This is a genomic window from Type-E symbiont of Plautia stali, assembly GCF_059731115.1.
This window is the reverse complement of sequence record NZ_AP035906.1, coordinates 2,067,128-2,091,516: the sequence shown is the minus strand read 5'-3', so window position 1 is coordinate 2,091,516 and position 24,389 is coordinate 2,067,128. Positions and strand designations below refer to the sequence as shown.

The 24,389-nt window shown below is 54.0% G+C and carries 22 protein-coding genes; 17 read left to right on the top strand and 5 right to left on the bottom strand.

Annotated elements, in window-relative coordinates; all coding sequences use genetic code 11:
• Positions 1-82 precede the first annotated feature (82 nt).
• From AC6I8L_RS09585 to AC6I8L_RS09550, 8 genes are all read left to right on the top strand, one after another.
• Positions 83-736 (top strand): DUF2291 domain-containing protein, encoded by a 654-nt coding sequence (locus AC6I8L_RS09585; protein WP_058960531.1) that lies wholly within the window; start codon positions 83-85, stop codon positions 734-736.
• A complete protein-coding gene (locus AC6I8L_RS09580; protein ID WP_058960532.1) occupies positions 733-2,271 on the top strand; it encodes a sugar ABC transporter ATP-binding protein in 1,539 nt (512 codons plus the stop codon). The genes AC6I8L_RS09585 and AC6I8L_RS09580 overlap by 4 nt, the downstream gene beginning before the upstream one ends.
• A 22-nt stretch (positions 2,272-2,293) precedes the next feature.
• Positions 2,294-3,349: an ABC transporter permease gene (locus tag AC6I8L_RS09575; RefSeq protein WP_058960565.1), complete on the top strand. Its 1,056-nt coding sequence runs from the start codon at positions 2,294-2,296 to the stop codon at positions 3,347-3,349.
• Between the two features lie 69 nt (positions 3,350-3,418).
• Entirely contained in the window at positions 3,419-4,366 is a 948-nt protein-coding gene (locus tag AC6I8L_RS09570; RefSeq protein ID WP_034823484.1) for a D-ribose ABC transporter substrate-binding protein, read from the top strand.
• 164 nt (positions 4,367-4,530) lie between these two features.
• A complete protein-coding gene (locus AC6I8L_RS09565; RefSeq protein WP_058960533.1) occupies positions 4,531-5,397 on the top strand; it encodes a DeoR/GlpR family DNA-binding transcription regulator in 867 nt (288 codons plus the stop codon).
• A 220-nt stretch (positions 5,398-5,617) separates the two neighbouring features.
• Positions 5,618-6,661 (top strand): catalase family peroxidase, encoded by a 1,044-nt coding sequence (locus AC6I8L_RS09560; protein ID WP_058960534.1) that lies wholly within the window; start codon positions 5,618-5,620, stop codon positions 6,659-6,661.
• Positions 6,661-7,212, top strand: a complete 552-nt coding sequence (locus AC6I8L_RS09555; protein ID WP_058960535.1) for a cytochrome b — start codon at positions 6,661-6,663, stop codon at positions 7,210-7,212. The genes AC6I8L_RS09560 and AC6I8L_RS09555 overlap by 1 nt, the downstream gene beginning before the upstream one ends.
• A 78-nt stretch (positions 7,213-7,290) precedes the next feature.
• Positions 7,291-7,881, top strand: coding sequence for a TetR/AcrR family transcriptional regulator (locus AC6I8L_RS09550; protein WP_058960536.1), 591 nt, complete (start codon positions 7,291-7,293; stop codon positions 7,879-7,881).
• A 15-nt stretch (positions 7,882-7,896) separates the two neighbouring features.
• Here the strand turns inward: AC6I8L_RS09550 and AC6I8L_RS09545 are convergent, their stop codons facing one another.
• Positions 7,897-8,097 (bottom strand): hypothetical protein, encoded by a 201-nt coding sequence (locus tag AC6I8L_RS09545; RefSeq protein ID WP_153012292.1) that lies wholly within the window; start codon positions 8,095-8,097, stop codon positions 7,897-7,899.
• A gap of 318 nt (positions 8,098-8,415) precedes the next feature.
• Between AC6I8L_RS09545 and AC6I8L_RS09540 the strand changes: the two genes are divergently transcribed.
• Positions 8,416-8,625, top strand: coding sequence for a YMGG-like glycine zipper-containing protein (locus AC6I8L_RS09540; protein ID WP_034823502.1), 210 nt, complete (start codon positions 8,416-8,418; stop codon positions 8,623-8,625).
• A gap of 79 nt (positions 8,626-8,704) precedes the next feature.
• Here AC6I8L_RS09540 and AC6I8L_RS09535 read toward each other — a convergent pair whose 3' ends face one another.
• The 4 genes from AC6I8L_RS09535 to AC6I8L_RS09520 all read right to left on the bottom strand — a co-directional run bounded on the left by AC6I8L_RS09535 (position 8,705) and on the right by AC6I8L_RS09520 (position 14,045).
• On the bottom strand, positions 8,705-10,075 hold the full coding sequence (locus tag AC6I8L_RS09535; RefSeq protein WP_058960538.1) for an amidohydrolase: 1,371 nt from the start codon (positions 10,073-10,075) through the stop codon (positions 8,705-8,707).
• Positions 10,076-10,211: 136 nt separating this feature from the next.
• Entirely contained in the window at positions 10,212-11,192 is a 981-nt protein-coding gene (locus tag AC6I8L_RS09530; RefSeq protein WP_058960539.1) for a VOC family protein, read from the bottom strand.
• 10 nt (positions 11,193-11,202) lie between these two features.
• Complete coding sequence (locus AC6I8L_RS09525) at positions 11,203-12,579, bottom strand: MFS transporter (protein ID WP_058960540.1); 1,377 nt, start codon at positions 12,577-12,579, stop codon at positions 11,203-11,205.
• A 236-nt stretch (positions 12,580-12,815) separates the two neighbouring features.
• Positions 12,816-14,045, bottom strand: a complete 1,230-nt coding sequence (locus AC6I8L_RS09520; RefSeq protein WP_058960566.1) for a LysR family transcriptional regulator — start codon at positions 14,043-14,045, stop codon at positions 12,816-12,818.
• Between the two features lie 129 nt (positions 14,046-14,174).
• On the opposite strand from AC6I8L_RS09520, the gene AC6I8L_RS09515 reads away from it, so the two are divergent.
• The 8 genes from AC6I8L_RS09515 (at position 14,175) to AC6I8L_RS09480 (ending at position 23,868) form a co-directional block, all read left to right on the top strand.
• A complete protein-coding gene (locus tag AC6I8L_RS09515) occupies positions 14,175-14,912 on the top strand; it encodes a PIG-L deacetylase family protein (RefSeq protein ID WP_058960541.1) in 738 nt (245 codons plus the stop codon).
• Complete coding sequence (locus tag AC6I8L_RS09510; RefSeq protein WP_058960542.1) at positions 14,909-15,631, top strand: 4-carboxy-4-hydroxy-2-oxoadipate aldolase/oxaloacetate decarboxylase; 723 nt, start codon at positions 14,909-14,911, stop codon at positions 15,629-15,631. Before AC6I8L_RS09515 ends, AC6I8L_RS09510 begins: the two co-directional genes overlap by 4 nt.
• Positions 15,628-16,698: a 4-oxalomesaconate tautomerase gene (locus tag AC6I8L_RS09505; protein WP_058960543.1), complete on the top strand. Its 1,071-nt coding sequence runs from the start codon at positions 15,628-15,630 to the stop codon at positions 16,696-16,698. The genes AC6I8L_RS09510 and AC6I8L_RS09505 overlap by 4 nt, the downstream gene beginning before the upstream one ends.
• 971 nt (positions 16,699-17,669) lie before the next feature.
• Positions 17,670-19,112, top strand: coding sequence for a cytochrome ubiquinol oxidase subunit I (locus AC6I8L_RS09500; protein WP_058960544.1), 1,443 nt, complete (start codon positions 17,670-17,672; stop codon positions 19,110-19,112).
• Positions 19,113-19,133: 21 nt separating this feature from the next.
• Complete coding sequence (locus AC6I8L_RS09495) at positions 19,134-20,177, top strand: cytochrome d ubiquinol oxidase subunit II (protein ID WP_064511344.1); 1,044 nt, start codon at positions 19,134-19,136, stop codon at positions 20,175-20,177.
• Positions 20,178-20,183: 6 nt separating this feature from the next.
• The gene (gene cydD, locus AC6I8L_RS09490) at positions 20,184-21,944 is read left to right on the top strand and encodes a thiol reductant ABC exporter subunit CydD (RefSeq protein ID WP_058960545.1); all 1,761 of its coding nucleotides are present in this window, start codon (positions 20,184-20,186) and stop codon (positions 21,942-21,944) included.
• Entirely contained in the window at positions 21,941-23,587 is a 1,647-nt protein-coding gene (cydC, locus tag AC6I8L_RS09485) for a thiol reductant ABC exporter subunit CydC (RefSeq protein ID WP_058960546.1), read from the top strand. Before cydD ends, cydC begins: the two co-directional genes overlap by 4 nt.
• Before the next feature lie 110 nt (positions 23,588-23,697).
• Positions 23,698-23,868 (top strand): YlcI/YnfO family protein, encoded by a 171-nt coding sequence (locus AC6I8L_RS09480; protein WP_072226541.1) that lies wholly within the window; start codon positions 23,698-23,700, stop codon positions 23,866-23,868.
• The last annotated feature ends 521 nt before the right edge of the window (positions 23,869-24,389 follow it).

The following is a 24,389-nucleotide window of genomic DNA, read 5'->3' as shown; positions in this document are numbered from 1 at the left end:
ACAATCCTCATCACAAGAGTTATCACATTTATAACATTTAATGCGGCGATTATCGCAGCAGATAACAGTGAGAGGTCACGTTATGTCCGATGTCTCAATGCTGGCACAGCAGCTCTCCCGCAAGCGCATCCGCCGCTACAGCATCATCGGTGTTGTGGTGGTTGCGGTGATTGCCGCCATGGCCATCGACACCAAAGTGGTGAAAATCGGTTCCGAGCAAGATGTGCAAGAGCAAGGTTTCTCGCCGGATAGCTACGGGGAGAAGACCTTCCCCGGTATTCAGCAGGATGTGGAAGCGCGTGCGGTGGATGCCAAAACCCTCGCCGATGCGCTGAAAGCCAATCAACAGGAAGCGGTACAGAAATACGGTGTGGGTTCGCCGCTCCCGGTGATCCCCGTCAAGCTGGAAGGCGTGGTGCAGCCTGGTCAAATGGGCATCTTCCCGCTGAAAGTGGCCGGCTTACCGGAAGGAAATGTGATTCGCCTGCAAACGGGCCCCGCCATCACCGGCACCGACTTGCGTGACGCCAGCGGAAAAATCCAGTTCGGCGATTTTACCAACCAGATTGAGTATCAAAATGCCGGTTCGGCGATCAATCGCGCCATGAAAGCCAAAGTGCTGGATCAGTTGGATCGCGATGCGCTGCTCGGTAAAACCGTGCAGGTGATCGGGGTGTTCCGTTTGCTCGCGCCGAATAACTGGATGGTGACGCCAGTCAGTCTGGAGGTGAAATGAAACCATTCAACGTTAACCCGGCGCTACTAAAAGGCGAAGTGATCCTTGAAGCGCGCAACATCAGCAAGATCTATGGATCGACCCATGCACTTAAAGGCGTGAATTTTGAGATCCGTCGCGGTGAAGTCACCACGTTGTTTGGTGAAAACGGCGCAGGTAAATCTACGCTAATGAAAATTTTGTCGGGCGTCATTACGCCAACATCCGGGGAAATTCTCTATAACGGCGAAGAGAAAGTGTTTCGCTCCGCCACTGAAGCACGCGATTGCGGCATCTCGATTATCCATCAGGAGCTGAATCTCGCTCCCAACATGAACGTGCGCGACAACATCTTTATGGGGCGCGAAATCATGAAGCCGGGTGGGGTGGACTACGCGGAAGAAGCCCGCATAACTGCCCATCTGATGGCGGCGCTGGAGGAGGAAATTGACCCGCTGACGCCGGTGGAAAACCTGCGTCTGGGCCAACAACAGATTGTCGAAATCGCCCGTGCATTGTCGGTGAATTCACAGATTCTGATCATGGATGAACCGACATCGGCGCTCAGTGCTGCGGAAGTCGCGGTGCTGTTCCAGGTGATCCGCGATCTCACCAGTCAGGGTGTAGCCATTGTATACATCTCACATCATCTCGAAGAGGCACTGGAGATCACCGATCGCGCCGTGGTGCTGCGTGATGGCGTAATGACCGCGTACGCGAAACGCGATGAGATCGATCTCGAATGGATCGTGCGCAATATGGTAGGCGATCACTTTGACCTGGGGTCGCCGCCGCAAGGTTATGAGTTTGGTGACCAGGCGTTGACCGTGCAAGACCTGACGGTGAAAAGCAAAACCGGGATTCGGCTGGTGGATAACCTCTCGCTGTCAGTGAAAGCCGGTGAAATTGTCTGCATCTATGGCCTGATGGGCGCGGGGCGCACCGAACTGCTGGAGTGTATCGCCGGGCGTATTCATCAAAGCCAGGGCCGCGTTCTGCTGCAGGATACCGATGTCAGCGGCTTAACCATTCAACAGCGCATTCAAATCGGCCTTGCGTTGGTGCCTGAAGATCGGCAACGCGACGGTCTGGTGCAAACCATGTCAGTGGGCGAAAACCTGTCGCTCGCCAGTATCAGCGAATTTGTGCGTGGACTGGTGCTGTCACCGCGACGTGAAAAGCAGCTGGTGACGGACAGTATTCGCAACGTCACGGTGAAAACCGCTGGCGGCGAGGCGGCCATCGGATCGCTCTCCGGTGGCAATCAACAAAAAGTGGTGATCGGCAAAATGCTGGCCACCCGTCCCAAAGTGATTCTGCTGGATGAACCCAGCCGCGGCATTGATATCGGTGCCAAAGCGGAAGTGTTTCGTCTGCTGGCGGAAAACGCCAAAAAGGGGCTGGCGGTGGTGTATACCACCTCGGAAGTGGGCGAATGCCTGAGTATTGCGCATCGCATTGTGGTGATGAGCAAAGGGCGCATTAACGCCATTTTCGATTCCAGCGTGAGTAAAGAACGCATTATGGCCGCTTCAGGCGAGTCTCTGGTGGCATGACATGAAAAACGGAGCAAACGGTATGACAGACAGAACACACACGCTGGATTCGCCACCCGTCGCGAGTAAAAAGAAGACCGATAAAAGTCTCAATCTGGCGCGATTGCTGCTGGAAGGGCGCGCGTTTATTGCGTTGCTGGTGATTATTATCACCTTTTCCTTGCTCTCGCCTAACTACTTTACCGGCGCCAATTTCCTGACCATGGCTTCGCATGTGGCGATTTTTGGCTTACCCGCCATTGGCATGTTGCTGGTGATCCTCAATGGCGGTATTGACTTATCCGTTGGTTCAACGCTGGGTCTGGCTGGCGTGATGGCCGGCTTTATGATGCAGGGGATTAACCTTGAAGCGCTGGGCGTGGTGCTGTATTTGCCGGTGTGGGCGGTGGCGATATTAACGCTGGTGATTGGCGCGCTGGTGGGATTGGTCAATGGCGTGCTGATCGCCTGGTTCCGCGTTCCGGCATTTGTCGCCACGCTCGGCACCATGTATGTAGCGCGCGGTATTGCCCTGCTGATCACTAACGGACTGACCTACAACAAACTCTCTGGCACTGAAGCGCTGGGCAACACTGGCTTTGACTGGCTCGGCTTCAATCGCATCTTCAACATCCCGGTGGGTGTGCTGGTGTTGGGCGTGGTGGCGCTGGCCTGTGGTTTTCTGCTGAGCCGTTCGGCGTTTGGCCGTTGGCTGTATGCCTCGGGTGGTAACGAGCGCGCCGCCGATCTCTCCGGCGTACCGGTGAAACGTATCAAAATCAGCGTTTATGTGTTGTCGGGTATCTGTGCCGCGATGGCAGGGCTGGTGCTCTCTTCCCAGCTCACCTCCGCTGGCCCAACGGCAGGTACCACCTATGAACTGACCGCGATTGCTGCGGTGGTGATTGGCGGAGCGGCCCTCACCGGTGGTCGCGGTAATGTGCGCGGCACGCTGCTGGGTGCTTTTGTAATCGGTTTTCTCTCTGATGGCTTAGTGATTATCGGCGTTTCTGCCTACTGGCAGACGGTGTTCACTGGCGCCGTGATTGTGCTGGCGGTATTGCTCAACACCCTGCAATACGGCAAACGCAGTCGCTAACTCACGCGCGCTGTCTGGCAGCGCGCGGTTATCCGTAAAACCTGTACCCTAAATAATAACGGAGCACCTATGTTCACAAAACGTCTGTTTATTGCTGCCGCCGCTATGGCGATCACCACCTTCGCTGCACCGACCTGGGCGGATAACGGGTTGATGACCATCATCGTCAACGATCCATCCAACCCTTACTGGCTGACAGAAGGTCAGGTCGCGCAAAAAGCCGCTGAAAAACTTGGCTACAGCGCAAAAGTCAGCGCGCACAAAGGTGATACCAACACCGAAAGCCAGCTGATTGATACGGCGATCACCAACAAATCCAAGGCGATTATTCTTGATCCGGCTAACGCCGATGGTTCTGTCGGTTCAGTGAAAAAAGCCATCGCGGCGAATATCCCGGTGTTTATCATTAACGCTGAGCTGAATCAGAGCGGATTGGCTAAAGCGCAGTTGGTTTCTAACAATGCGCAGGGCGCGGCGGTGGGCGCGATGGAGTGGGTGAAACAGGTGGGTGATACCGCCAACTATGTTGAATTAGTGGGCCCGCCATCCGATAACAACGCGGCAACGCGTGCCAATGGTTTTGATACCGTGTTGTCACAGTACCCGACGCTGAAGAAAGTGGGTCAGGAAGTCGCCAACTGGGACCGTACCCAGGGCTTCAACAAGATGCAGTCACTGCTGCAGGCTAATCCAAACATCAAAGGCGTGATCAGCGGCAACGATGAAATGGCGCTGGGGGCGATTGCCGCACTGAAAGAAGCCGGCAAGCTGAACCAAATCAAAGTCGGTGGTTTTGATGGCTCTCCGGATGCCGTTGATGCCGTAAAAGCCGGTACGCTGGCGTATACCGTGATGCAGCCGGTGGCGCAGTTCGCGCAGAAAGCGGTAGAGCAGGCTGACAGCTTCCTGAAAACCGGTAAAACCGGCGCAGCATCGGAAAAACAGCTGTTTGACTGCATTTTGATCACCAAAGAGAACGCAGGCAATTTCGTATCACCGTTTGTATTGAAGCAGTAATGCATGACGTGCGGCTTGCGGGCCGCATACTGCTCAGCGGACGCACTCCGGTGCGTCGCTGTAACCCTTCTCGTGAGTCCAAACACCACACCATTTGCAAAAGGCGCGTTTCCGCGTTGTAATCACCTGGAACCCGCATTTCTGCATCACTTTCTGGACGAAATATGGCGCACAACCCGCAGGACTCTTCTCTCAACGTCTTCATGGCCGAACCCTTACCCAGCGACAGCCGTCAGGCGCGGCAGTTGGCGCGACGCCAGTTGATCGCGGAAGCCGTGATGGCAGAAGGCGCTATTCGCATTGAAGATATTACCGACCGTTTCGGCATCAGCCTGATGACCGCGCACCGTGATATTGATGAGATGGTCGAACGCGGATTGCTGCATAAATCGCGTGGGGTGGTCTCCGCCACGCCAACAAGCCTGGTCGAGTCCAGCGATATCTACCGCGCGACGCGTCAACTGGAAGAGAAGCAAGCCATCGCTGAGGTGGCGGCCACTTACCTGGAGCCAGGACAGGCGATCTTCCTCGATGATTCCACCACGGTATTGCAGATGGCGCGCTTGTTACACGCGCGCGCCCCGTTAACGGTGATCACCAACTCACTGACGCTGATGAATGAGTTACGCAACGGGCGCGATATCACGCTGATGGGATTAGGCGGTCAGTTTTATCACTGGTGCAATGCGTTTATGGGCCGCATGACGCGAGAAGAAATTGCCAGTCTGCGCGCCGATGTGTTCTTCGTCAGTATGTCAGCGATCATTGATGACACGGTCTTTCATCAGTCAGCGGAAACCGTCGAAACCAAACGAGCGATGTTTGATGCTGCACAGAAACGTATTTTGATGATGGATAACACTAAATTTGAACGCCGGGCGCTGCATCGTTTTGCCCATCTCAGCGAGTTCGATGTGGTGATTGTCAACCAGGGTACGCCTGTGCCCGTGCTGCGACGGATGCAGGATCTGGGTGTGAACGTCGTGGTTGCGCCCATGAAGACCCACGCTGGATCGCGCGAAGAAGCCTGATTCCCCTGCAAATTCATTCCTTCAGATGACCTAAGGCGCGCACTGTCGGCCGCGGCAGTGGTGCATCGGCCTGTTCAAATGCGTTTGACAATGTAATCTACCTACTAGTAGATTGATAGCTCCGCCACCGTGAACGAAGACGGTGCAATTGATTGCCACGCGCTAATCATTCAGCTCGGGTAACTGCCTTGTCTTAATTTATGCCATGTTGAGCGAACCTATGAACAAGCCTTCTCTTACGACCGGCCAGACACTCACCCGTCTGGCCGCTATTGCAGTGGTACCATTGATAGTCATCGCGTTATTTCTCTGGGCTGGCGGCTGGTTAACACCGGATAAGTTGACCTCCGATAAACTCATTACCGTGCTACAAAAATCAGGCGGGGAGCATCCCGGTTATCGCCGCAATCATGCCAAAGGTGTCTGCATCAACGGCAGCTTTGCCGCTAACGGCAATGCCAGCGTACTGTCGCGTGCCGGGCTGTTTGCACCGGGCAAAACCCCGGTGATTGGGCGCTTTGCTATTGCCGGTGGTAATCCGAACGCTCCGGATTATGCCGTGCCGGTGCGCAGCATGGCGTTGGCGTTTTATCAAAAAGATGGTCAGCAATGGCGCACCGGGATGAATGCCATGCCGATATTTCCGGTGAACAGCGTGGAAGGGTTTTACGACCTGCAAATTGCCACGCTGCCGGATGCGAAAACAGGTCAGCCCGACCCCGCGAAAATTCAGGCCTTTGTAGAAAAACATCCCGAAATTAAGCCGTTCTTCGGCTGGGCGCAACAGTATGTGCCTTCCTCGAGTTGGGCGAGCGATCGCTACAATAGCCTTAACGCCTTCAACTTTGTTGATTCGGCCGGCAAGAGCCATGTGGTGCGCTGGAGTATGGTGCCGCACACCGATTATCAGCCGATCAATGCCGCCGATAAAAATGACAGCAACTTCCTGCAAAGCGATCTGCAACAGCGTCTTGCCAAAGGGCCGCTGCAGTGGGACCTGATCATCACTGTCGCAGACGCGCAGGACAAAAGCAGCGATGCCTCAATTTCCTGGCCAGCGGACCGACAGACCATCAATGCAGGAACCCTGACTATCAACCAAACCACGCAGCAGCAGCAGGGGGCCTGTAACGATATCAATTACGATCCGCTGATTCTGCCCGAGGGCATCACCGCCTCGGATGATCCGGTTCTCAATGCACGTTCATCGGCTTATGCCAAATCCTATAACGCCCGTACCCGTGAACAGGCAGGAGCACACTGATGAAACACACAGAGACTTTCCATCCGGCGTTGCGCGCGATTCACTGGCTGATGGCTGCCGCTATTATGACCATGCTGTTTATCGGCGTGGCCATGGTCGCCACCGTCTCGTCACTGCACAGCTTGCTCGTGGCGATCCATAAGCCGTTGGGCTTAATGATATTGCTGCTGGTGGTGGTGCGATTGTGGCTACGTTTTACCACCGCCAAACCGGCCTTGCCGGAGACGTTATCAAACGGGCAAAAAGCGCTGGCACACCTTTCGCATTGGGCGTTGTACGCAATGATGCTTGCGCAACCTCTTATCGGCTGGGCGATGCTGTCGGCGGCAGGCTATCCGATCAGTCTGGGAGGCAGTCTGGTGCTGCCCCCCATCACGCCAATCAGTAATGATCTGTATGCCTGGTTGCGTCCGCTGCATACCTGGGTTGCTTTAGCCTTGTTCGTTACGGTGATGCTGCATCTTGCCGCCGCGTTGTTCCATGCGCTGATTCTGCGTGATGGCGTCTTCAGAAGTATGACCGGTCGCCGTAAGCGTCCTGAAGCGCCTTGACATCACCGCTGCAGGTCAGTAGGTTCAGTGCCAATTTACTGATTTGCAGCCATTTCATCTTTGCTGCCGGAGCCCTGCATGACCGTTGAACGTTCGCCTAAAGCCACTGAAATCATTAACCACACCCGAGCGCTGCTCACAGCTGGTGGTTATAAAAGTTTCAGCTATGCCGATTTGGCAGAACGCGTACAAATTCGTAAAGCCAGTATTCATCATCATTTTCCGGGCAAAGCCGACCTGGTGCTGGCCGTGGTCAATGATTATCGTGAGGAGGCGCGAGCCGGTATGGCCGCGACCAGTGAGCATTTCAGTGATGATCCGCTGGCTGAACTGAACGGATATGTGAACTTCTGGGCAACCTGCATTAAGGAAAACAGCTCACCGTTCTGTATTTGCGTAATGCTGGCAGTGGAGTTGCCGACCTTACCGGAAGAGGTGGCGGCTGAAGTGACCGGACATTTCGCCGATCTGTCCGCGTGGCTGGCCGGTGTGTTGCAGAAGGGGGAAAAGCGCGGGGTGTTTATTCTGCGTGAAGGGGCGGAAATGGAGGCCAAATCGCTGATGGCGACGGTGCATGGTGCGATGATTGCCGCGCGCGCGTTTAATAACCCCGAACTGTTCTTACCCATGATTAAACCGGTGCTTAACAGTCTGGTTATTTCCGTTTAATGGCTTTGCGGCCATTTATCTTCGCGACTCTTTCATCAACAACAGAATCACTTTATCCACCAGATAAGGTGCCTGCTTATTTAATTCAGGATCGTTGCGTAATTGCGCAGCAATGTTCAACGCAAATTCGCGAACATTCTGTTTATCCGCTTGCGTTGATTCACAATCTGAAGGACGGCAGTCAGGATATTGGTTAGGAAAATGAATCACTCTCACAATGCCCCCTGAAATCGTTGCTAAGGTAAGCCGAATAAATATTAATCTACTAGTTGGTAGGCTGGCAGTCAAGGGAGGAATTTGCAGTAAAGCACAGCAGGTTTAAACCTCCGTGAGAGGCCGGGTAGGGGCGTTTCGCGCGCTTTCTCACCGCTTCGCCAGTACCGCCTGAAAATAGGAATTTTTACCTTTCGTCGTTTCACAAATCCTCTTAAATTAGCGCCGACGAGCAGTGCAAGTCGCCAACGATTTGGTGTCTTAACAACAATCAAATTAAAAACAATTGCATTCCATTTTTTAATGGTAATGAGGATTTCGATGCTTTTAAAACGCAGCTGCAGTATCGCCATTGTCGCTTTAGTCTGTTTATCAGTTACCGCTTGTGGCATGTCGCATCGTGGTCGTAATACGGCAATTGGTGCGGGTGTTGGTGCTGTGGGTGGCGCGGTATTAACCGGCGGCAGTACCTTTGGTACGCTGGGTGGTGCAGCCATCGGTGGCTTGATTGGTCATGAAGTGAGTCGTTGATTCATCCTGCTGATCTATTTCGTCGCGCACTCAATGCGCGACGAAATAATAACTTTTATACCTTCGTTTTATTCCCCGATTAAATTTTCTTTAACTGGCCAAATACCTGTTTGCCGTTATGGAAGGTTGCTATCACGGGTGCAACATGCGCCACCGCTTCAGCAGAACAACTCGCCGCCACTAACATCATCGTTGCGCTATCCTGCGCCTTCGGCCACTGTTGTTCACCCTGGCTATTCAGCGGCAGCACTTCATGGGTGGCGATACCCAATGCGCGACTCAATGAGAACTCATCCGGGCCACGATACAACTGCGCATAGACGTTGGCTTTCTCCAGCATGCTTCCGCTGCCAAAAGGTTGCCAGTGGTCGGCAATGGTATCGGTGCCCGACCATACCGGGACGCCCGCCGCACGCAACTGTGGCAATGGCATGATGACGCGCCCGATCGGCACGGTTGTCGCGATGCTGAACTGCTGCGCTTTGAGTTCCTCGATCATCGCATCCAGTTCACTCCCCGATAACGTGCCCAGTGCAAACGCATGGCTGATGGTCACTTTGCCTTTTAACTGCGGATTCTCACGCACCGTTTTCAGCATGTAGCGTATCGCGGCCACACCGTGCGGCTCGGTTTCGTGCAGGTGGATATCCACCGGCGCAGCAAAATCGAGTGCAATGCTGAACATCGTATCCAGCGATTTCTCCATCGCACCATCAACGTTGGTCGGATCCAGGCCGCCGACAAAAATGGCGCCCATGTTCATCGCTTCACGCATCATGCCTTCGACCCTGGACCGCAACAGTCCATGCTGCGGGAAGGCGACAATCTTCGCGGTAAAGTCCTGACGGTGGTTAGCAATCGCCTGTTGCAAGTGCGCCAACCCGTCCAGTTTGCTAATCGGGTCGATGTTGCAGTGGCTGCGCGCTTCGGTGCTGCCTTTCGATTGCAGCAAACCAATCAGCTTTTCGGCACGCATTTCGGAGGTCGGCACAATCTCAGGAAGAATCTGCTCCTCCTGATGAATCATATCGATAACGCTTTTACGCGGCAGCGGGGCGCGCCAGCCATCGCCATAAAAGGTTTTATCAAGGTGGATATGCATGTCGCGCGTTGCAGGCAGCAGAATATGGCCCGCCGCATCCCAGGCGGGAAGGGTGCTGCTGAAACCTGCCGCGTGGATACCCGCGATATTTGCGCCGTTGATTTCGATATCGTACAACCCGGTGCGTGTCGCGGTGATCACGTCGTGATGACGTACAAAGGCTTCTTCCAGCCGCACATTGCGCAGCAGATAGTGGCTAACGTCGATCTGCATCAGGTTTTCAGGGGGACAGGCAGTGGCCGCAGCGTTACGGCTACTTAATCCGGCACCGAGCAGCGTACCTGCCGCCGTGAGTTTGATGCCAGCAGAAAGAAAGTCCCGGCGGTTGCCGGAAGTCATGAGGCTCATCGATTATGTTCTCCTTGTAGGGGAGATTTACCCTAGAGGAGCGATAAGCGCGGTGCTGTGATTTTTTCCACTGATGACTATGGAGAAAAGTAATGACGCATCGGACAGCATCGCTATCCGATGTTCTGTAGAAGGGTTAATGATTTTGCGGTTTGGGCATCGGCGGTGTGCCATGAGTATGGAACGTCTCAATGGTTTTCAGGCCCCACGCCTGGCCTTTCTTACGTTCGCTTTCCGTCCAGACTACCGTCTGCCAGTCTGGCGCGAGTATCAGTCGGGCCCCGGAATTGGCCAGCTCGACGCGATTCCCCGCCGGTTCCCAGACATACAGGAAAAACGTGCCCTGGATGGCATGTTTGTGTGGGCCGGTTTCAATATGCACGCCGTTTTCCAGGAAGATGTCGGCCGCGCGCAGAATGTCCTCTCGCGTATCGGTGGCGTAGGTCACATGGTGCAAACGTCCATTGCCGCCACCGTGCTCTTCGGTACAGGCCAAATCATAGGTTTTATTATTGATGGTGAACCAGCAGCCACCAATCCGCCCATTATCCAGCTGAATCATCTCTGTGACGCGGGAGCCTAAGCAGGTTTCCATAAAGCGCTTGAATTCACTGACATCTGCAGCCAACAAATTGAGGTGATCCAGACGACGCGGACAGGCGCCACGCGCATGGTAACGCTGAGACAGGTTTTTCAGCGACGGGCGTTGGTCATCGGGCGCCTGATAACGGACCGTGTCGTAATAGATCTCAAAAATATGGCCAAAAGGATCGGTAAAGCGAAATGCCTGTCCGTGACCCTGATCGTCGTTGACCCACCCAAGCACTTCATAGGGGCTGGCTTCAATCGCCGCAACACGCCGTTCCAGCGCAGCCTGTGAAGCGGCGCGATAGGCAATGTGCCCCACGCCGGTCGTGTGATGACGCGTAAGCTTCAGGCTGTGAAACTCATAATCATCCCAGGCGCGCAGCCAGGCGTGATCGTCGTCCTGCGCGGTGATCGTTAAGCCATAAACATTGACAAAGAAGTTGAGGCTCTCTTCAAACTTGTCGGTGTAAAGCTCCACGTGAGCCAGATGCGCAATATCGAAGCAGGGTTCAGAAAGTTGAGATGTCATGATGCCATTCCTATTTATTGAGGGTTTGTGACAGCGCCGGAAGGTCATCCAGTGCTGCGCCCTTTATTTTCAGAGACAGAGAAACATTGCGATGAAGCACAATGCTGATCGCAGCCAGTAGCGCGGGTAGCGCGAGAATAAAGAAAATCGCCGACTGCGCCGGGAACGCACCCATCAGCAAGCCGCCAATCGAAGAACTGAGAATCGCACCGGTACGGCCTATGCCGTGCATCCAGCTCACGCCGGTGGCGCGCATTTCGGTAGGGTAATAAGCAGGGGAATACACCTGTAGACCATTCTGTGCGCCATTAATACACATGCCGATAATGAAAATGAATACGCCCAGCGCCACCCCGGAAAACGCGAAGATGCCTTGTGCTAGCAAGCAGAGACAACCCAGCAGATAGACCACGCCAATCACTACTCTGGCGTTGCATTTATCCATCAATGCACCGACCAGAATACCGCCCAGCGGACCACCAAGCTGGAATAACCCCGCCAGAATCGCCGCTTGTTCGAGGGAAATACCGCCCGAGCGCATAATGGTCGGCAGCCAGCCGTTAAGCAGATAAATCACGAACAGCCCCATGAAGTATGTCACCCACAAAATGATCGTGCCGCGAGCAAAACCGTGGTGGAAGAGCTGGGAGATGGTGCTGTTGCGATTGATTCGGGGAGAGTTGAGCACGAACGCCGTATCCTGCTGAAACTGGCCGCCCATGCGATTAAGCAGCGCAGCAATCTGCGCGCGAGGTGCCCGGCGCACCACCAAATTTAACGCGGATTCAGGTAGCAGATAACCTAATAAGGGCAGCATAAGCAGCGGCAATGCACCGCCGAAAATCAACACTGCATTCCAGTGATAGTGCGCCAGTAACGCGGCCGCGATAAAGCCCCCCAGACCGGAGCCGATATTAAAGCCGCTGAACATCAGGGTAATCATCACGCCCTTACGACGCTCAGGCATATATTCTGCCAGCAGCGTGACGCAATTGGGCATGACTGCGCCCAGCCCGAGCCCGGCAATGAATCGCATCATCGCCATTTGCAGCGGCGTGGTGGCGAAGGCGCAAATCAGACTGAAAGCGGAGAAGATCAGTACTGCCAGCAGGATGATTTTTTTACGGCCAAATCGATCGGATAATGGACCCGCGATCAATGCGCCAATCGCCACGCCAAACATCGCCGCGCCAAGGATCGGCCCCATCGCGGCGCGTGAGATATGCCACTGCTCAATCAGCGCAGGCGCAATAAATCCCATCACGGCAGCATCGTAACCGTCGAACATAATGATGATCAGGCAGAGGAATAACACGCGCCACTGAAAGGCGGAAATGGGTCGCGAATCAATCCAGGCTTTGATGTCGACCAGCTTATTTGTATTCATACGTTCGCTCTCTCTTCGGGCACGCAAAGTCTATTGAATGACAAGTCATGATTAACTCTTCCAGCTCCACGGTAAGCACCGTGTGGCAGGCTGTCTGTCAAAAAAGGCTTTTAGCGGTATGAGTTACGTTTATATTGTGAGCGAGTTGTCATAATCCGCGGTGTCAATATGGGTTTGTGGTGCCCGATGGAAAAGCCTTAAGCGCAAACGGCATACAATCTTTGTATGAATTTCGTTTAGGTCGCTGTCGTATTAGCTTCGGCGTTGATGCACTTAATCAGTGCCAGTGTGGCCGGGGAATGCAGCGCACCCGCGCGCAACGTGATGCCGATATCACGACGCGTATCGGGCAGGGTGAAGGACAGAGGTTGGAGCACACCTGACTTCAATTCGTACTCCAGCTGGTGCCATGACACCGCCGCCACCATATCGGAGTCCATTAATAAGCCGCGCACGATGGCGAGGTCACCGCTCTCAACCACCGGTTTGGGTGCCGGGATATCCAGCGTCGCAAAGGCGTGTTCTAGCAGATGGCGGGCCGGACTGTTTTCTCGCGGAAAAATCCATTGTGTGTCGGCGAGATCGGCAGCGCTTAACGTTCGACCGGCTAACGGATGTTGTGGCCTGGCGAGCAGCACAAGTTCTTCGCTGAACAGCCGTCGATTATCGATATCAGTAACGTTGCTGTCATGACGCAAAGCCCCGACAATCAGATCAACGTCGCCGGCCCGGAGTTCGGTAATCAGCGTGCTAAAGGCACTTTCATTGGTCACGACTTTGATCGCCGGATGTGCCGTCACCAGACGGGCAATCGCGCGTGGCAATAACACACTACGACACAATGGCAGGGCGCCAATATGAACAGTGCCCTGCAGAACACCTTGCTGGGCGGCAAGATCTTCCGGGATATGGCGAATTTCATTCAGGGCGCGGCTGATGTGTGGCGCCATTTCACGCGCGGCGGCTGTCGGCTGCATGCCCCGCGGCGAGCGCTGGAACAGCACGATATTCGCCCCTTTCTCCAGCACCTTGAGCGCTGCACTGACGGCGGGCTGGCTGATGCTCAGCGAACTGGCCACGCTTTGCGTATGCTGCAAATGAAACAGCCTTAAAAATATTTGCAGGCGCCTGACGTTGAACAACCAAATCGGTTCGGCGTCATCCCGCATGGACTCGCGCAGTTTAAATCGAGCGAGAAGTGCAGGTATCTGTTTGAGTTCCTGGAGGGCACGCTGTGCGCGGGGCAGTACACATTTACCATTCTCGGTGAGCAGCATCCCGCTGGCATGACGTTCAAACAAAGGCGTGGCGAGAGTGTGTTCCAGATCACGTATCGATCGCGTCACCGCCGATTGCGTGCGAAATAAATCTTCCGCAGCCTCCGAGACGGTTCCCCGTTCTGCAATCATACAAAGTGACCTTAGCTGCATGATTTTAATGTGATTAGTGTCTTCCTGTTCCTGCATGCCCTCTGCCCCTGAACCTCTGATAATGATCACAACATAAATAAAAATCATAGCTCGCACAATGAAAGGCATTATTCGGTCACGGTGGTGCGTGTCAGGATGAAAAAAACGCAATAGCAGGGGAACATAATGGAAAACGCAGTGAAAAAGAGTGCCTTGGTGGTCAGTGCCCATTCCGCTGACTTTGTCTGGCGCGCAGGCGGGGCCATCGCGTTGCACAGTGCGAGCGGCTATGACGTGCACGTCGTCTGCCTCTCTTACGGGGAGCGCGGTGAGTCGGCAAAACTGTGGCGCAAAGGCAATATGACCGAGCAGACCGTCAAGCAGCATCGTCAGGCCGAGGCCGAACGGGCCGCGGATGTGTTAGGTGCCAGCATTGAGTTCTTCGATCTCGGCGATTATCCCCTTCGCGCGGATAAGGAAACGCTGTTTCGCCTCGCCGATGTGTTTCGCCGCGTACAGCCTCACTTTGTGCTGACGCATTCGATTGCTGATCCTTATAACTACGATCATCCGCTGGCGGCCAATCTCACCCAGGAAGCACGCATCATTGCGCAGGCAGAGGGGTATCGTCCGGGAGAACCAATTATCGGTGCACCGCCGGTTTACTGTTTTGAACCGCATCAGCCTGAACAATGCCTGTGGAAACCGGATGTGCTACTGGATATCTCCTCGGTTTGGGAAAAGAAATATCAGGCGATTCAGTGCATGGCCGGGCAGGAACACCTGTGGGAATACTACACGCGCGTGGCGCTCCAGCGCGGTGTGCAGGCCAAACGCAACACAGGGATTGCATCCACGCGCGTCATCACCCACGGCGAAGGCTATCAGAGTCTGTTCCCACGGGTGACAGAGGATCTCTCATGATTGCGGTCAATCAGAAAGGCATCGTTGTTAAGCAGATTGACCGGACCGATTCGGCTCTGATTGCACAATTTGCCCGTGCCGGAGTGGCGACCGTCCACGAAGCGCAACAGCGGCAAGGTCTGCTCAATGTGCGGATACGACCAATCCAGCAGGGTGTCGCGATAGCCGGCAGTGCGGTCACGGTGCTGGTTTCTCCCGGTGATAACTGGATGTTTCATGTTGCAGTCGAACAGTGTCAGCCGGGCGATGTGTTGCTGGTGTCACCGACCTCGGATTGCCATGACGGCTTCTTCGGTGATCTGCTGGCCACTTCATTAAAGGCGCGTGGCGTAGTGGCGCTGGTGGGCGATATCGGTATCCGTGACAGCCAGACCCTGCGTGAGATGGGTTTCCCGGTCTGGTCACGTGCGGTATTCGCGCAGGGAACGGTAAAAGCTACGCTGGGATCGGTGAACGTGCCGATTATCTGTGCAGGCCAGCTGATCTATCCCGGCGATATAGTGGTTGCCGATGACGACGGCGTGGTGATTGTGCCGCGAGCGGATGCGAACACCGTTGCCGAGGCAACCCAGCAGCGGGTCACCAATGAGGAGAGTAAACGAGTAAGACTGGCTGCCGGGGAACTCGGGCTGGATATTTATCAGATGCGTGGCGCGTTAGCGGAGAAGGGATTGCGCTACGTGGAGTCTCTGGATGCCCTGCAAAAGAGTTCGCTATGAAACAGACGCTGATACCCTGTGTGTTAATGCGAGGCGGCACCTCCAAAGCCGCCTGTTTCCTGGCCAGCGATCTGCCAGAAGCGGGGCCGCAACGAGACCGCGTGTTGCTGGCCGTCATGGGTTCACCCGATCCCCGTCAAATTGATGGCATCGGTGGGGCTGATCCGCTGACCAGTAAAGTGGCGATAATTTCTCCCTCCACGCGGCCTGATGCAGATATCGATTATCTTTTTGCGCAGGTTAACGTGCATCAAGCGGTGGTCGATTATGGACAGAACTGCGGTAACATCCTCGCCGCCGTGGCGCCTTTTGCCATTGAGAAGGGCCTGATAAGGGCACAGGGCGACATCACGCGCGTGCGCATCTTTATGATCAACACCGGGCAAATCGCAGTGGCGCAATTTGCCACGCCCGATGGCACGGTGGAATATCAGGGCGAGACCCAGATAGACGGCGTGCCCGGTTTTGGCGCAGAGCAAATTTTGCAATTCGAGGATATTGCAGGATCCAGCTGCGGATCGCTGTTACCGACCGGTGAGGCGCGTAATCGGTTTGACGGGATTGAGGTGACCTGCATCGATAACGGTATGCCCGTGGTGATCCTGCGTGCTGAGGATGTGGGATGCACTGGACAGGAGACCCGCGAACAGCTGGAGAGTAATGCTGAGTTAAAAGCACGCCTGGAATCCATCCGCTTACAAGCGGGTCCGCTGATGAATCTCGGGGATGTGACGAAACGAACCGTGCCGAAAATGACCCTGATTGCTCCGCCCGCTAATGGCGGTGCGCTATCCACGCGAACATTTATTCCCCATCGCTGTCATGCTTCTATTGGCGTACTGGGCGCGGTGAGTGTCGCCACAGCCTGCCTGATCCCCGGTTCCGTGACGCAGGGCATCGCGCAGATTACCGATACCAGGCAGCAGCGTCTGGCGGTAGAGCATCCCAGCGGCGAGTTTAGCGTGATGCTGACCCGTGATGAGGCAGGGAAGGTGACGCAAAGCGGCCTGATACGCACGGCACGCTTGTTATTCGACGGGCGGGTCGCCATTCCAGGCTCACTCTAAAACACGAATTACCCTGCACGCTGACGTTCTCCGTTGCTGACAACCTTATGGGTTGTCGGCATTCTTCATTCGATTGCCAAAATCTTCGTTTCCACGCGTGACTGCGTGCTCCCACTCACACTGCCTGACCAGACTCCTTATCTGCCTTAATAAATGTCGCCTGATTCATTATTAATGTGACAAGTGTGCGCACGGTGTGTCTTTAATGTTACGAGTCGGTATATTTAATACAGAAGTTTTTAAAGATTTAATGGCGCAGAAATTAAGTGTTCTGAAAGTGATAATTGTATTTGGTTTGTTAAATTAAATCATTCCGGCTGTTATTAAAATACAATAACTCAATGCTTGTTAAAATTACGTATTATTGATGTTGAGCTTATGTCTACGGTAGTTGTAACCCTGCTAAATAATAAGATAATCGCATCATTACGGGCTGCGCACCGATTCTTTCACTCTTCAGCGCATCATAATTAACGCTCAAAAACACGCTAAAACCTTGAATTAAGTTGATTAAAATCAAAGATCCCTCATGGGTTAACGCTCTCATTACATTTAATTCACATGAAAATCATTCATTTATACAGCGAATTTTTTCTTTTTGTTACAAGTTACCCCTTTAATTTGGATGCCTTTGTGTAAACGAAAATATAGAATAATTTACAGAAAAATTCTTATTACGAGCCGTGTCGATACCTACGCCTGCAAGTGTTATCGACTGACATTTCGTTAACAATCATGATTTATTTTCCCGTTCTTTCTCCGGAACGAACGCCGAAGTGAATATCCTATTTCCCAGACGTCACCTGTCTGGAAATTAAACTGTGGTTGTTGCTCGTGGTTAAGAGAAAGACGACAGTGCGGCACCGATTTCAACTTGTTATGCACGAGCTTGCTTCATCTCACTTCATAACATGTGAAACGGCGCTGGATTGCCGTTAACTAATTCGGTCACTCAAAAAAAGAAGATAGTCATGCTAAGTAACGATCTTACATCGCTGATCACGCGTATTGACTTCGCGCTAATTTCATCCATTCACATCATTTTTCCCCCGCTAACCATTGGACTGGCTGCACTGTTGTTCATCTCTGAACTGATGTGGGTCAGGAAGCAAGATGAGCAGTGGTATCGCCTGTGTCGCTTCTTTGAAAAGCTGTTTATCGTTAACTTCGGTGCTGGCGTGGCAACCGGTGTCACCATGGAAATGGCCTTTGGCATTCTTTATGGTCGCTTCTCGCAGGCTGCCGGGCCGTTCTTTGGTCAGGTGCTCGGCTATGAGACCATCACCGCCTTTATGTACGAAGCCGGCTTTATCGGACTGATGATTTTTGGCTGGGGCAAGATCAGCAAAGGGATGCACCTGTTTGCGACCTTTAACGTGGCGCTCTCTTCTACGCTTTCTGCGATGTGGATCCTGGTGGCTAACTCCTGGATGCAAACGCCAACCGGTGTTGAACTGCATAACGGTATTTTCATCGTAACTGACTGGCTGGCCGCGCTGTTTAATCCGAATGCGCGCAGTGCTTTCCCGCACATGCTGCTGGCAAGCTTCGAGCTCTCGCTGTGCTTCGTGGTGGCGACCTGCGCCTGGTATGTTCTGAAACAGCGTCATGTTGATCTGTTCCTGAAGCCGCTGAAATATTCACTTATGGCGCTGGCCGTGGTCGCCGCCGTTCAGATCTATATGGGTGACGTGCTGGGTGAAGCCACGCTGGAACATAAACCGGCGGCGCTGGCAGCGATGGAAGGGCACTACGATACCTATGATTCTGCGGGTAACGTCAACAGTGCCTGGCACATCCTCGGTTGGCCAAACAAAGAAGGCACGGGCCTCGCATGGTCTATCGATATCCCGCACGGTTTAAGCCTGATTGAAACCAAAACCTGGAACGGTACGGTAACGGGCCTGAACAGCTTCCCGAAAGATCAGCAACCGCCTGTGGTGTTGCCATTCTACGCCTTCCGCGCCATGTCAGGTGCTGCGGGTGCCATGTTGCTGGTGAGCCTCTGGGGCGTCTGGCTGATTGCACGTCGTCGCATGACCGCTGAGCTGGCTCCGCGTAATAAGCTGTTCCTGGCGCTGGCCGTTATCATGGTAGTCCTGCCTTATATCGCAGTGATTGCGGGCTGGTGGACGCGCGAAATTGGCCGTCAGCCGTGGATCGTTTATGGCCTGATGCGCACCGAAGACGGTATGAGTCCAATGACCCTGGGTCTGGCAATCTTCTGGCTGGTGGGCTTTGCCATCTTTGAAACGGCTGTGGTCGCGGGCACCATATGGTTCCTGGCGAAAGTGGTGCGTATTGGTCCTGATTTGACCAGCAAAATACCGGGCGAGGGGCATGAGCATTTGGGTCACCTTGAAATGCCTGCCAGTGGTCATGCTGACCATCCTGAATATATCCGTCCGGTTTGATGGGAGAATAAATCCGTGGACATGCTTAATTCGACTCAGCACTTCCTGATCATCGCCTGGTGGTTAGCATTTGGTATCAGTGTTCTTTTATATATCGCGCTGGATGGCGCCGACCTGGGGGCGGGGATCTTCTCGCTCTTCGTCCGCGACCATGATGAACGTGGCGCGATCATGTCGGCAATGGCCGGCACCTGGGATGCCAACGAAACCTGGCTGATCGTCGCCGGTGGTATTATGTTCGGCACCTTCCCGTTTGTGTACGGTTCGGCATTTAGCTACCTGATGGTGCCAATGGCGCTGGTGTTGTGGGGCATTATGTCCCGCGCGGTGGCACTGGAGTTTCGTCATCTGGCCTCGCCATTCTGGCAGAAGTTTTCTGACGGCATCTTCGGTGTCGCCAGTCTCGCGGTGACTTTCTTTGGTGGGATGAGCGTTGGTGCGTTGCTGCAAGGTTTCCAGATGGATTCGCCTGCACAGGGTGTACCAACTTACGTGGGTGGCGCATTTAACTTTATTTCAGCTTTCTCCATCTGGACCGGCGTGGCTTCCTGCGTGGCAATGACGCTGGCAGGCGTGCTGTTCGTACGTGCTCGCTTCGAGAAAAATGAACCGATTCGTCAGGATGCAGCACGTTGGACGGCGGTGATCTTCTGGTTAGCTATCGCTGCCGTGGTGATTACCTGGGTGTGGAGTGCGGTGATCTTCGACTGGGCACGTGCGAAATGGTTTGGTCCGCATTTCTGGATCTGGGGCCTGTTTGGCTTAATCGCTCTGGTCTGTATTGATCAGGTGCGTCGTGACACCCTGAAGGACAAAGATTTTGCAGCGGTGATGTGGTTCAATGGCGCGGCATTTATTCTGGGCTTCGGTATGTTACTCACCATGTTCCCATGGATCGTGCCAGGCACCTGGACCATCTGGGCGGGCGCCAGTCCACAGGTTTCGCTGATTACCTTCACCATGACCATGGGCGGTTTTGTTCCGGTAATGCTGATGTACAACTGGTATCAGATCTGGGTATTCCGCGGCCGTATCTCCAAGCTGGTTGGTCACGGGGGACACTAAGACATCATGTCTGCTAGTTCCCCTCCAAGTGGAATGGCAGCCCGCCTGGCGGAACGTTGGCTTTCGAGCCTGCGCCGCCAGGCAGGCGGTTTATTTTCACTGTCCATCAGTATGGCGGCGCTCAATGCCATACTGATGATTGCACAGTGTTGGCTGTTAGCCTGGCTAATCAGCAACGCCGTCCTCGGTGGTAAAACCTTCACCGCGCTATTGCCTTATCTCTTATTGCTGCCGGTTGTGATGTTGCTGCGCGCGGGTATCGATATCCTGCGCCAGGGTTTTGCGTTTGAAGCCTCCGCACGTATCCGTCAGGGATTGCGCGGGATGTTGTTAGATCGCATCGCCACACTGGGTCCCGCCTGGAGCCAGCATCAACGTACGGGCAGTATCGCCAGCTCACTTGGCGAAGGCGTCGAAGCTATCGAAGCTTATTTTTCCGGTTTTCTTCCGCAAAAAATCATCATCGGCATTGTGCCGCTTGCCATTCTGGTGGCGCTTTTTCCTTTTGACTGGGTTTCTGGCTTGATCATGTTGATCACCGCGCCACTGGTGCCGTTGTTCATGATCGTGGTAGGAAAGGGCGCGGAGAAAATGAGCCTGAAGCAGTGGCACAAACTCAGCCTGATGAGTGCGCACTTCTTTGATGTGATTGCTGGCCTGACAACGTTACGCCAGACCCATGCTGCACGCCGACAAGCGAACATCATCGCAGCGATCTCGGACAGCTATCGTCAGACCACCATGAAGGTGTTGCGGCTGGCATTCCTTTCATCATTGGTGCTGGAATTTTTTGCCACCATCAGCACCGCGATGGTGGCGGTGTATGTTGGATTCCGTCTGTTCTATGGCGAAATGGGCTTCCTGCCGGGGCTGTTTGCCTTGTTGCTGGCACCGGAATTTTTCCGCCCGCTGCGCGATTTGGGCACGCACTATCATGCCCGAATGGATGCGATTGGCGCGACGGAAGGTTTACTGGCGATCCTCAATGCTGAAGCGCCGAAATCGTCACAGGGTAATGACGCGCTCCCGGTGAAACCGCGTGAAATCAGTCTTGAAGGGGTGAGCTATCAGTATGCGGAGGGCGGCGGCGTTACCGATGTTTCCCTGACCCTACGTAGCGGGGAAACACTGGCGATAGTCGGCACCAGCGGTGCCGGTAAAACCACCTTATCGCGAATGCTACTGGGCTTTATCGCGCCCAACTCAGGACGCATCGTCATTGATGGCAAGGATCTTTCTTCATTAGATCTTCCTGCATGGCAGCAACAGATTGGTTGGCTCCCGCAGCGGCCCACTATGTTTGCCGGTTCGATTGCGGAAAATATTCTGTTGTCGCGTTCGGGTATCAGCCAGGCAGAGGTTGAAGCAGCGGCACAGCTGGCTCAGGCTGACACTTTTATCCATTCGTTGCCGGCGCAATATGATTACCGCCTGGGTGATGGTGGAAAAGGGCTGTCCGGTGGGCAGATTCAGCGTATTGCAATGGCCCGCGCCGTATTGATTTCGCCACCGGTGGTGATACTTGATGAACCTACGGTCGCGCTGGATCGCCAGACGGCACAGAATATGATTGCCTCCTTGAGTGACTCATTACCGAACAGTGCACGCTTAATCATCACCCACGATACGGAAATCGCTGCCACAGCTGACCGAATCATCGTGCTGGAAAAAGGGCGGGTGGTTGAATCGGGGACGCCGCAAGCATTGCGCGATCAGGCTGGCGTCTTCGCCGAACTCGAGCGCCTGCAAAAAGGAGATCTCGCATGAAGGATCTTTGCCATCTCTTGCGCCTGGCGCGTCCATGGCGTTTTCGCATGGCGGTGGGGATTTTGCTCTCCGTGATTGTGATTCTCTCCAACGTGGCGCTGCTCGCCTTATCAGGCTGGTTCATTACGTCCATGGCGCTGGCGGGCATAGGCTCACTGGCACTGGAGTTTTTCACTCCGGCTGCAGCGATTCGTGGGCTCGCGGTATTGCGTACCTTCGCGCGATATCTGGAAAGATTGGTGACGCATGATGCAACCTTGCGCTTGTTGTCGGTTTTACGTGTCTGGTTCTATCAGCAGTTAGCCCATCTTGCGCCTGCGCGACTGCAGGATTTTCGCGATGGGGATGTGCTGGCGCGTTTTCGCGCTGATATAGATAGCCTCGACAATTTCTATCTGCGTATTCTGACGCCGGCCATTGCAGGGCTGATCTCGTCGCTCATCATTTTGGCAGGAATTTGCTGGTTCTCACCTTCAGTGGCCTTGATTGATGCGGTGGTGCTGATACTTGCGGGCGTGGTCGTGCCGTGGATTGTGGCCTCACTGACGCAAGCCTGTGGCAACCAGATCGCTACCGTGCGCTCATCCGTTCAGGCCGCATCCACCGATTTGGTGCGTGGATTAGCAGAGTTACAGATGGTTGGCGCTGTTAGTCATCAAACCGATCATCTGAGCCAGCTTTCTCAGCAACTGATCAGCGCACAGCGTCGGCAAGCCTGGATCAGCGCCAGCGGCGGGGCGATCTGCGCCTTAATGGGACAGCTCGGGTTATTTTTCGCCTTTATCCTGTTATTTAACACTGACCATGCAACCGGCATTTCTGCCAGTGAAATCGTGATGTTGCTGTTCACCATCCTGGCGAGTACTGAAGCGGTGGCTGGGTTGCCCGCGGCCTTTGCTGCCCTCGGCACTACGCGTGAAGCGGCACGCCGTCTGTTCTCCATGACGGAGCTGACACCGGCGATTGTCCTGCCTGAAACCAGCCCGATGCCGGAGAGCAGCGAATTGTCATTTTCGGCCGTGACAATGCGTTACACGCCTGATGCGCCTAATGTACTGGATAAGCTGAGCTTTACCGTGCCGGTCGGCCATTGTCTGGCGATTTTAGGTCCCAGCGGAGCAGGAAAAACCACCGTACTAAATCTGGTGCAAGGATTCTGGGAAACGACAGCAGGGGATGTGTCTATCGGCGGTCGTCCGGTCAGGGCGCTTTCTGAAGATACACTGCGTCAGATGATCTCGGTGGTTGGCCAGAAAACCTATCTCTTCAACGCATCGATTCGAGACAACCTGCGCCTGGTTGCACCGGATGCGGATGACGAGGCTTTATGGGATGCACTGGCGCGCGCCGCTTTAGACGACGAAGTCCGCGCATTTCCGCTGGGGCTCGACACCCTGGTGGGAGAGTTAGGAGGGCTTCTGTCTGGTGGTCAGGCCCGCAGGATTGGGGTTGCTCGCGCGTTTCTTTCCCATGCGCCGATCGTGTTGCTGGACGAGCCCACTGAAGGGCTAGACGCAGTAAATACCGAATTAGTACTTAACTGCTTGAAAGAACTCATTAAGGGTAAAACCACGCTGCTGGTGACCCATCAGATCCAGCCACTTTCCCTCGCGGACAGTCGGTTACTGCTCGATAAACAATAACAAGAGCAGGGATCTGTTTTTTGGTTTATTTACATCTGCTTAGGGGCAATCTGAGCAGATGCTTAATCAATACAAAAATAAACTTGTGAGACAACTGACCAGGGATCACCATGGATAAAATGACAAACTCCAAAACCCGACGAAAACATATTCGTTTCCCACATCTGCTGATTGATCAAATCGAAGAGAGTATGAAGAGCGAAAACATTCAAAACTTCTCAGCCTGGGTTGTCGAAGCCTGTCGTCTGAAAGCGCGGAAAGCCGGCAACGGAAAGAAGTAATTCATCATTTCCCGTCGGTGGCAGGTCATCATCGCTGACGTGTTGCGGACGGGAAACTGACTCTTCAAATTTTCATTTCAGGCCTGTGGCCGATGCCAGAAACCGTCGCATTAATGGAACGCTATAGAGCACATCCAGCGCAACAAAACGCACGCATTTCCCAGGCGGTCACCTTAACTTAGACAGATCATAAAAGTACGGATAATGTATATTATGTTAAATAAGGTATCAAATTGCGCACTCCAGACTCCGCTGGGCTATCTCCTACTGATATTTGATTGCGTTGCTGTGAATGGCCAGCGCCCCATGCTGACGTAAACGACTTACGTTTCTCATTTGTCATCGAACCTTCCACTCTGCTCAGCCGTTCACATCGTAAATGGCTCAACATGGGCCGTGCCGCTTAACTCATGAAAACTGCTCGCTCGTATGAGACAAGTCCACATGAAGGCACCCTATATGTGGTCTTCAATGTAGAGTTATCTTCACTCTCATCCTGAAAAGCATGGCTAAGTTATCAA

Bases quoted from the DNA above. Each gene is read 5' to 3' on its own strand.
- AC6I8L_RS09585 (WP_058960531.1), top strand. From the start codon at position 83: ATGTCCGATGTCTCAATGCTGGCACAGCAGCTCTCCCGCAAGCGCATC.
- AC6I8L_RS09580 (WP_058960532.1), top strand. From the start codon at position 733: ATGAAACCATTCAACGTTAACCCGGCGCTACTAAAAGGCGAAGTGATC.
- AC6I8L_RS09575 (WP_058960565.1), top strand. From the start codon at position 2,294: ATGACAGACAGAACACACACGCTGGATTCGCCACCCGTCGCGAGTAAA.
- AC6I8L_RS09570 (WP_034823484.1), top strand. From the start codon at position 3,419: ATGTTCACAAAACGTCTGTTTATTGCTGCCGCCGCTATGGCGATCACC.
- AC6I8L_RS09565 (WP_058960533.1), top strand. From the start codon at position 4,531: ATGGCGCACAACCCGCAGGACTCTTCTCTCAACGTCTTCATGGCCGAA.
- AC6I8L_RS09560 (WP_058960534.1), top strand. From the start codon at position 5,618: ATGAACAAGCCTTCTCTTACGACCGGCCAGACACTCACCCGTCTGGCC.
- AC6I8L_RS09555 (WP_058960535.1), top strand. From the start codon at position 6,661: ATGAAACACACAGAGACTTTCCATCCGGCGTTGCGCGCGATTCACTGG.
- AC6I8L_RS09550 (WP_058960536.1), top strand. From the start codon at position 7,291: ATGACCGTTGAACGTTCGCCTAAAGCCACTGAAATCATTAACCACACC.
- AC6I8L_RS09540 (WP_034823502.1), top strand. From the start codon at position 8,416: ATGCTTTTAAAACGCAGCTGCAGTATCGCCATTGTCGCTTTAGTCTGT.
- AC6I8L_RS09535 (WP_058960538.1), bottom strand. From the start codon at position 10,075: ATGAGCCTCATGACTTCCGGCAACCGCCGGGACTTTCTTTCTGCTGGC.
- AC6I8L_RS09530 (WP_058960539.1), bottom strand. From the start codon at position 11,192: ATGACATCTCAACTTTCTGAACCCTGCTTCGATATTGCGCATCTGGCT.
- AC6I8L_RS09525 (WP_058960540.1), bottom strand. From the start codon at position 12,579: ATGAATACAAATAAGCTGGTCGACATCAAAGCCTGGATTGATTCGCGA.
- AC6I8L_RS09520 (WP_058960566.1), bottom strand. From the start codon at position 14,045: ATGCAGGAACAGGAAGACACTAATCACATTAAAATCATGCAGCTAAGG.
- AC6I8L_RS09515 (WP_058960541.1), top strand. From the start codon at position 14,175: ATGGAAAACGCAGTGAAAAAGAGTGCCTTGGTGGTCAGTGCCCATTCC.
- AC6I8L_RS09510 (WP_058960542.1), top strand. From the start codon at position 14,909: ATGATTGCGGTCAATCAGAAAGGCATCGTTGTTAAGCAGATTGACCGG.
- AC6I8L_RS09505 (WP_058960543.1), top strand. From the start codon at position 15,628: ATGAAACAGACGCTGATACCCTGTGTGTTAATGCGAGGCGGCACCTCC.
- AC6I8L_RS09500 (WP_058960544.1), top strand. From the start codon at position 17,670: ATGCTAAGTAACGATCTTACATCGCTGATCACGCGTATTGACTTCGCG.
- AC6I8L_RS09495 (WP_064511344.1), top strand. From the start codon at position 19,134: ATGCTTAATTCGACTCAGCACTTCCTGATCATCGCCTGGTGGTTAGCA.
- cydD (WP_058960545.1), top strand. From the start codon at position 20,184: ATGTCTGCTAGTTCCCCTCCAAGTGGAATGGCAGCCCGCCTGGCGGAA.
- cydC (WP_058960546.1), top strand. From the start codon at position 21,941: ATGAAGGATCTTTGCCATCTCTTGCGCCTGGCGCGTCCATGGCGTTTT.
- AC6I8L_RS09480 (WP_072226541.1), top strand. From the start codon at position 23,698: ATGGATAAAATGACAAACTCCAAAACCCGACGAAAACATATTCGTTTC.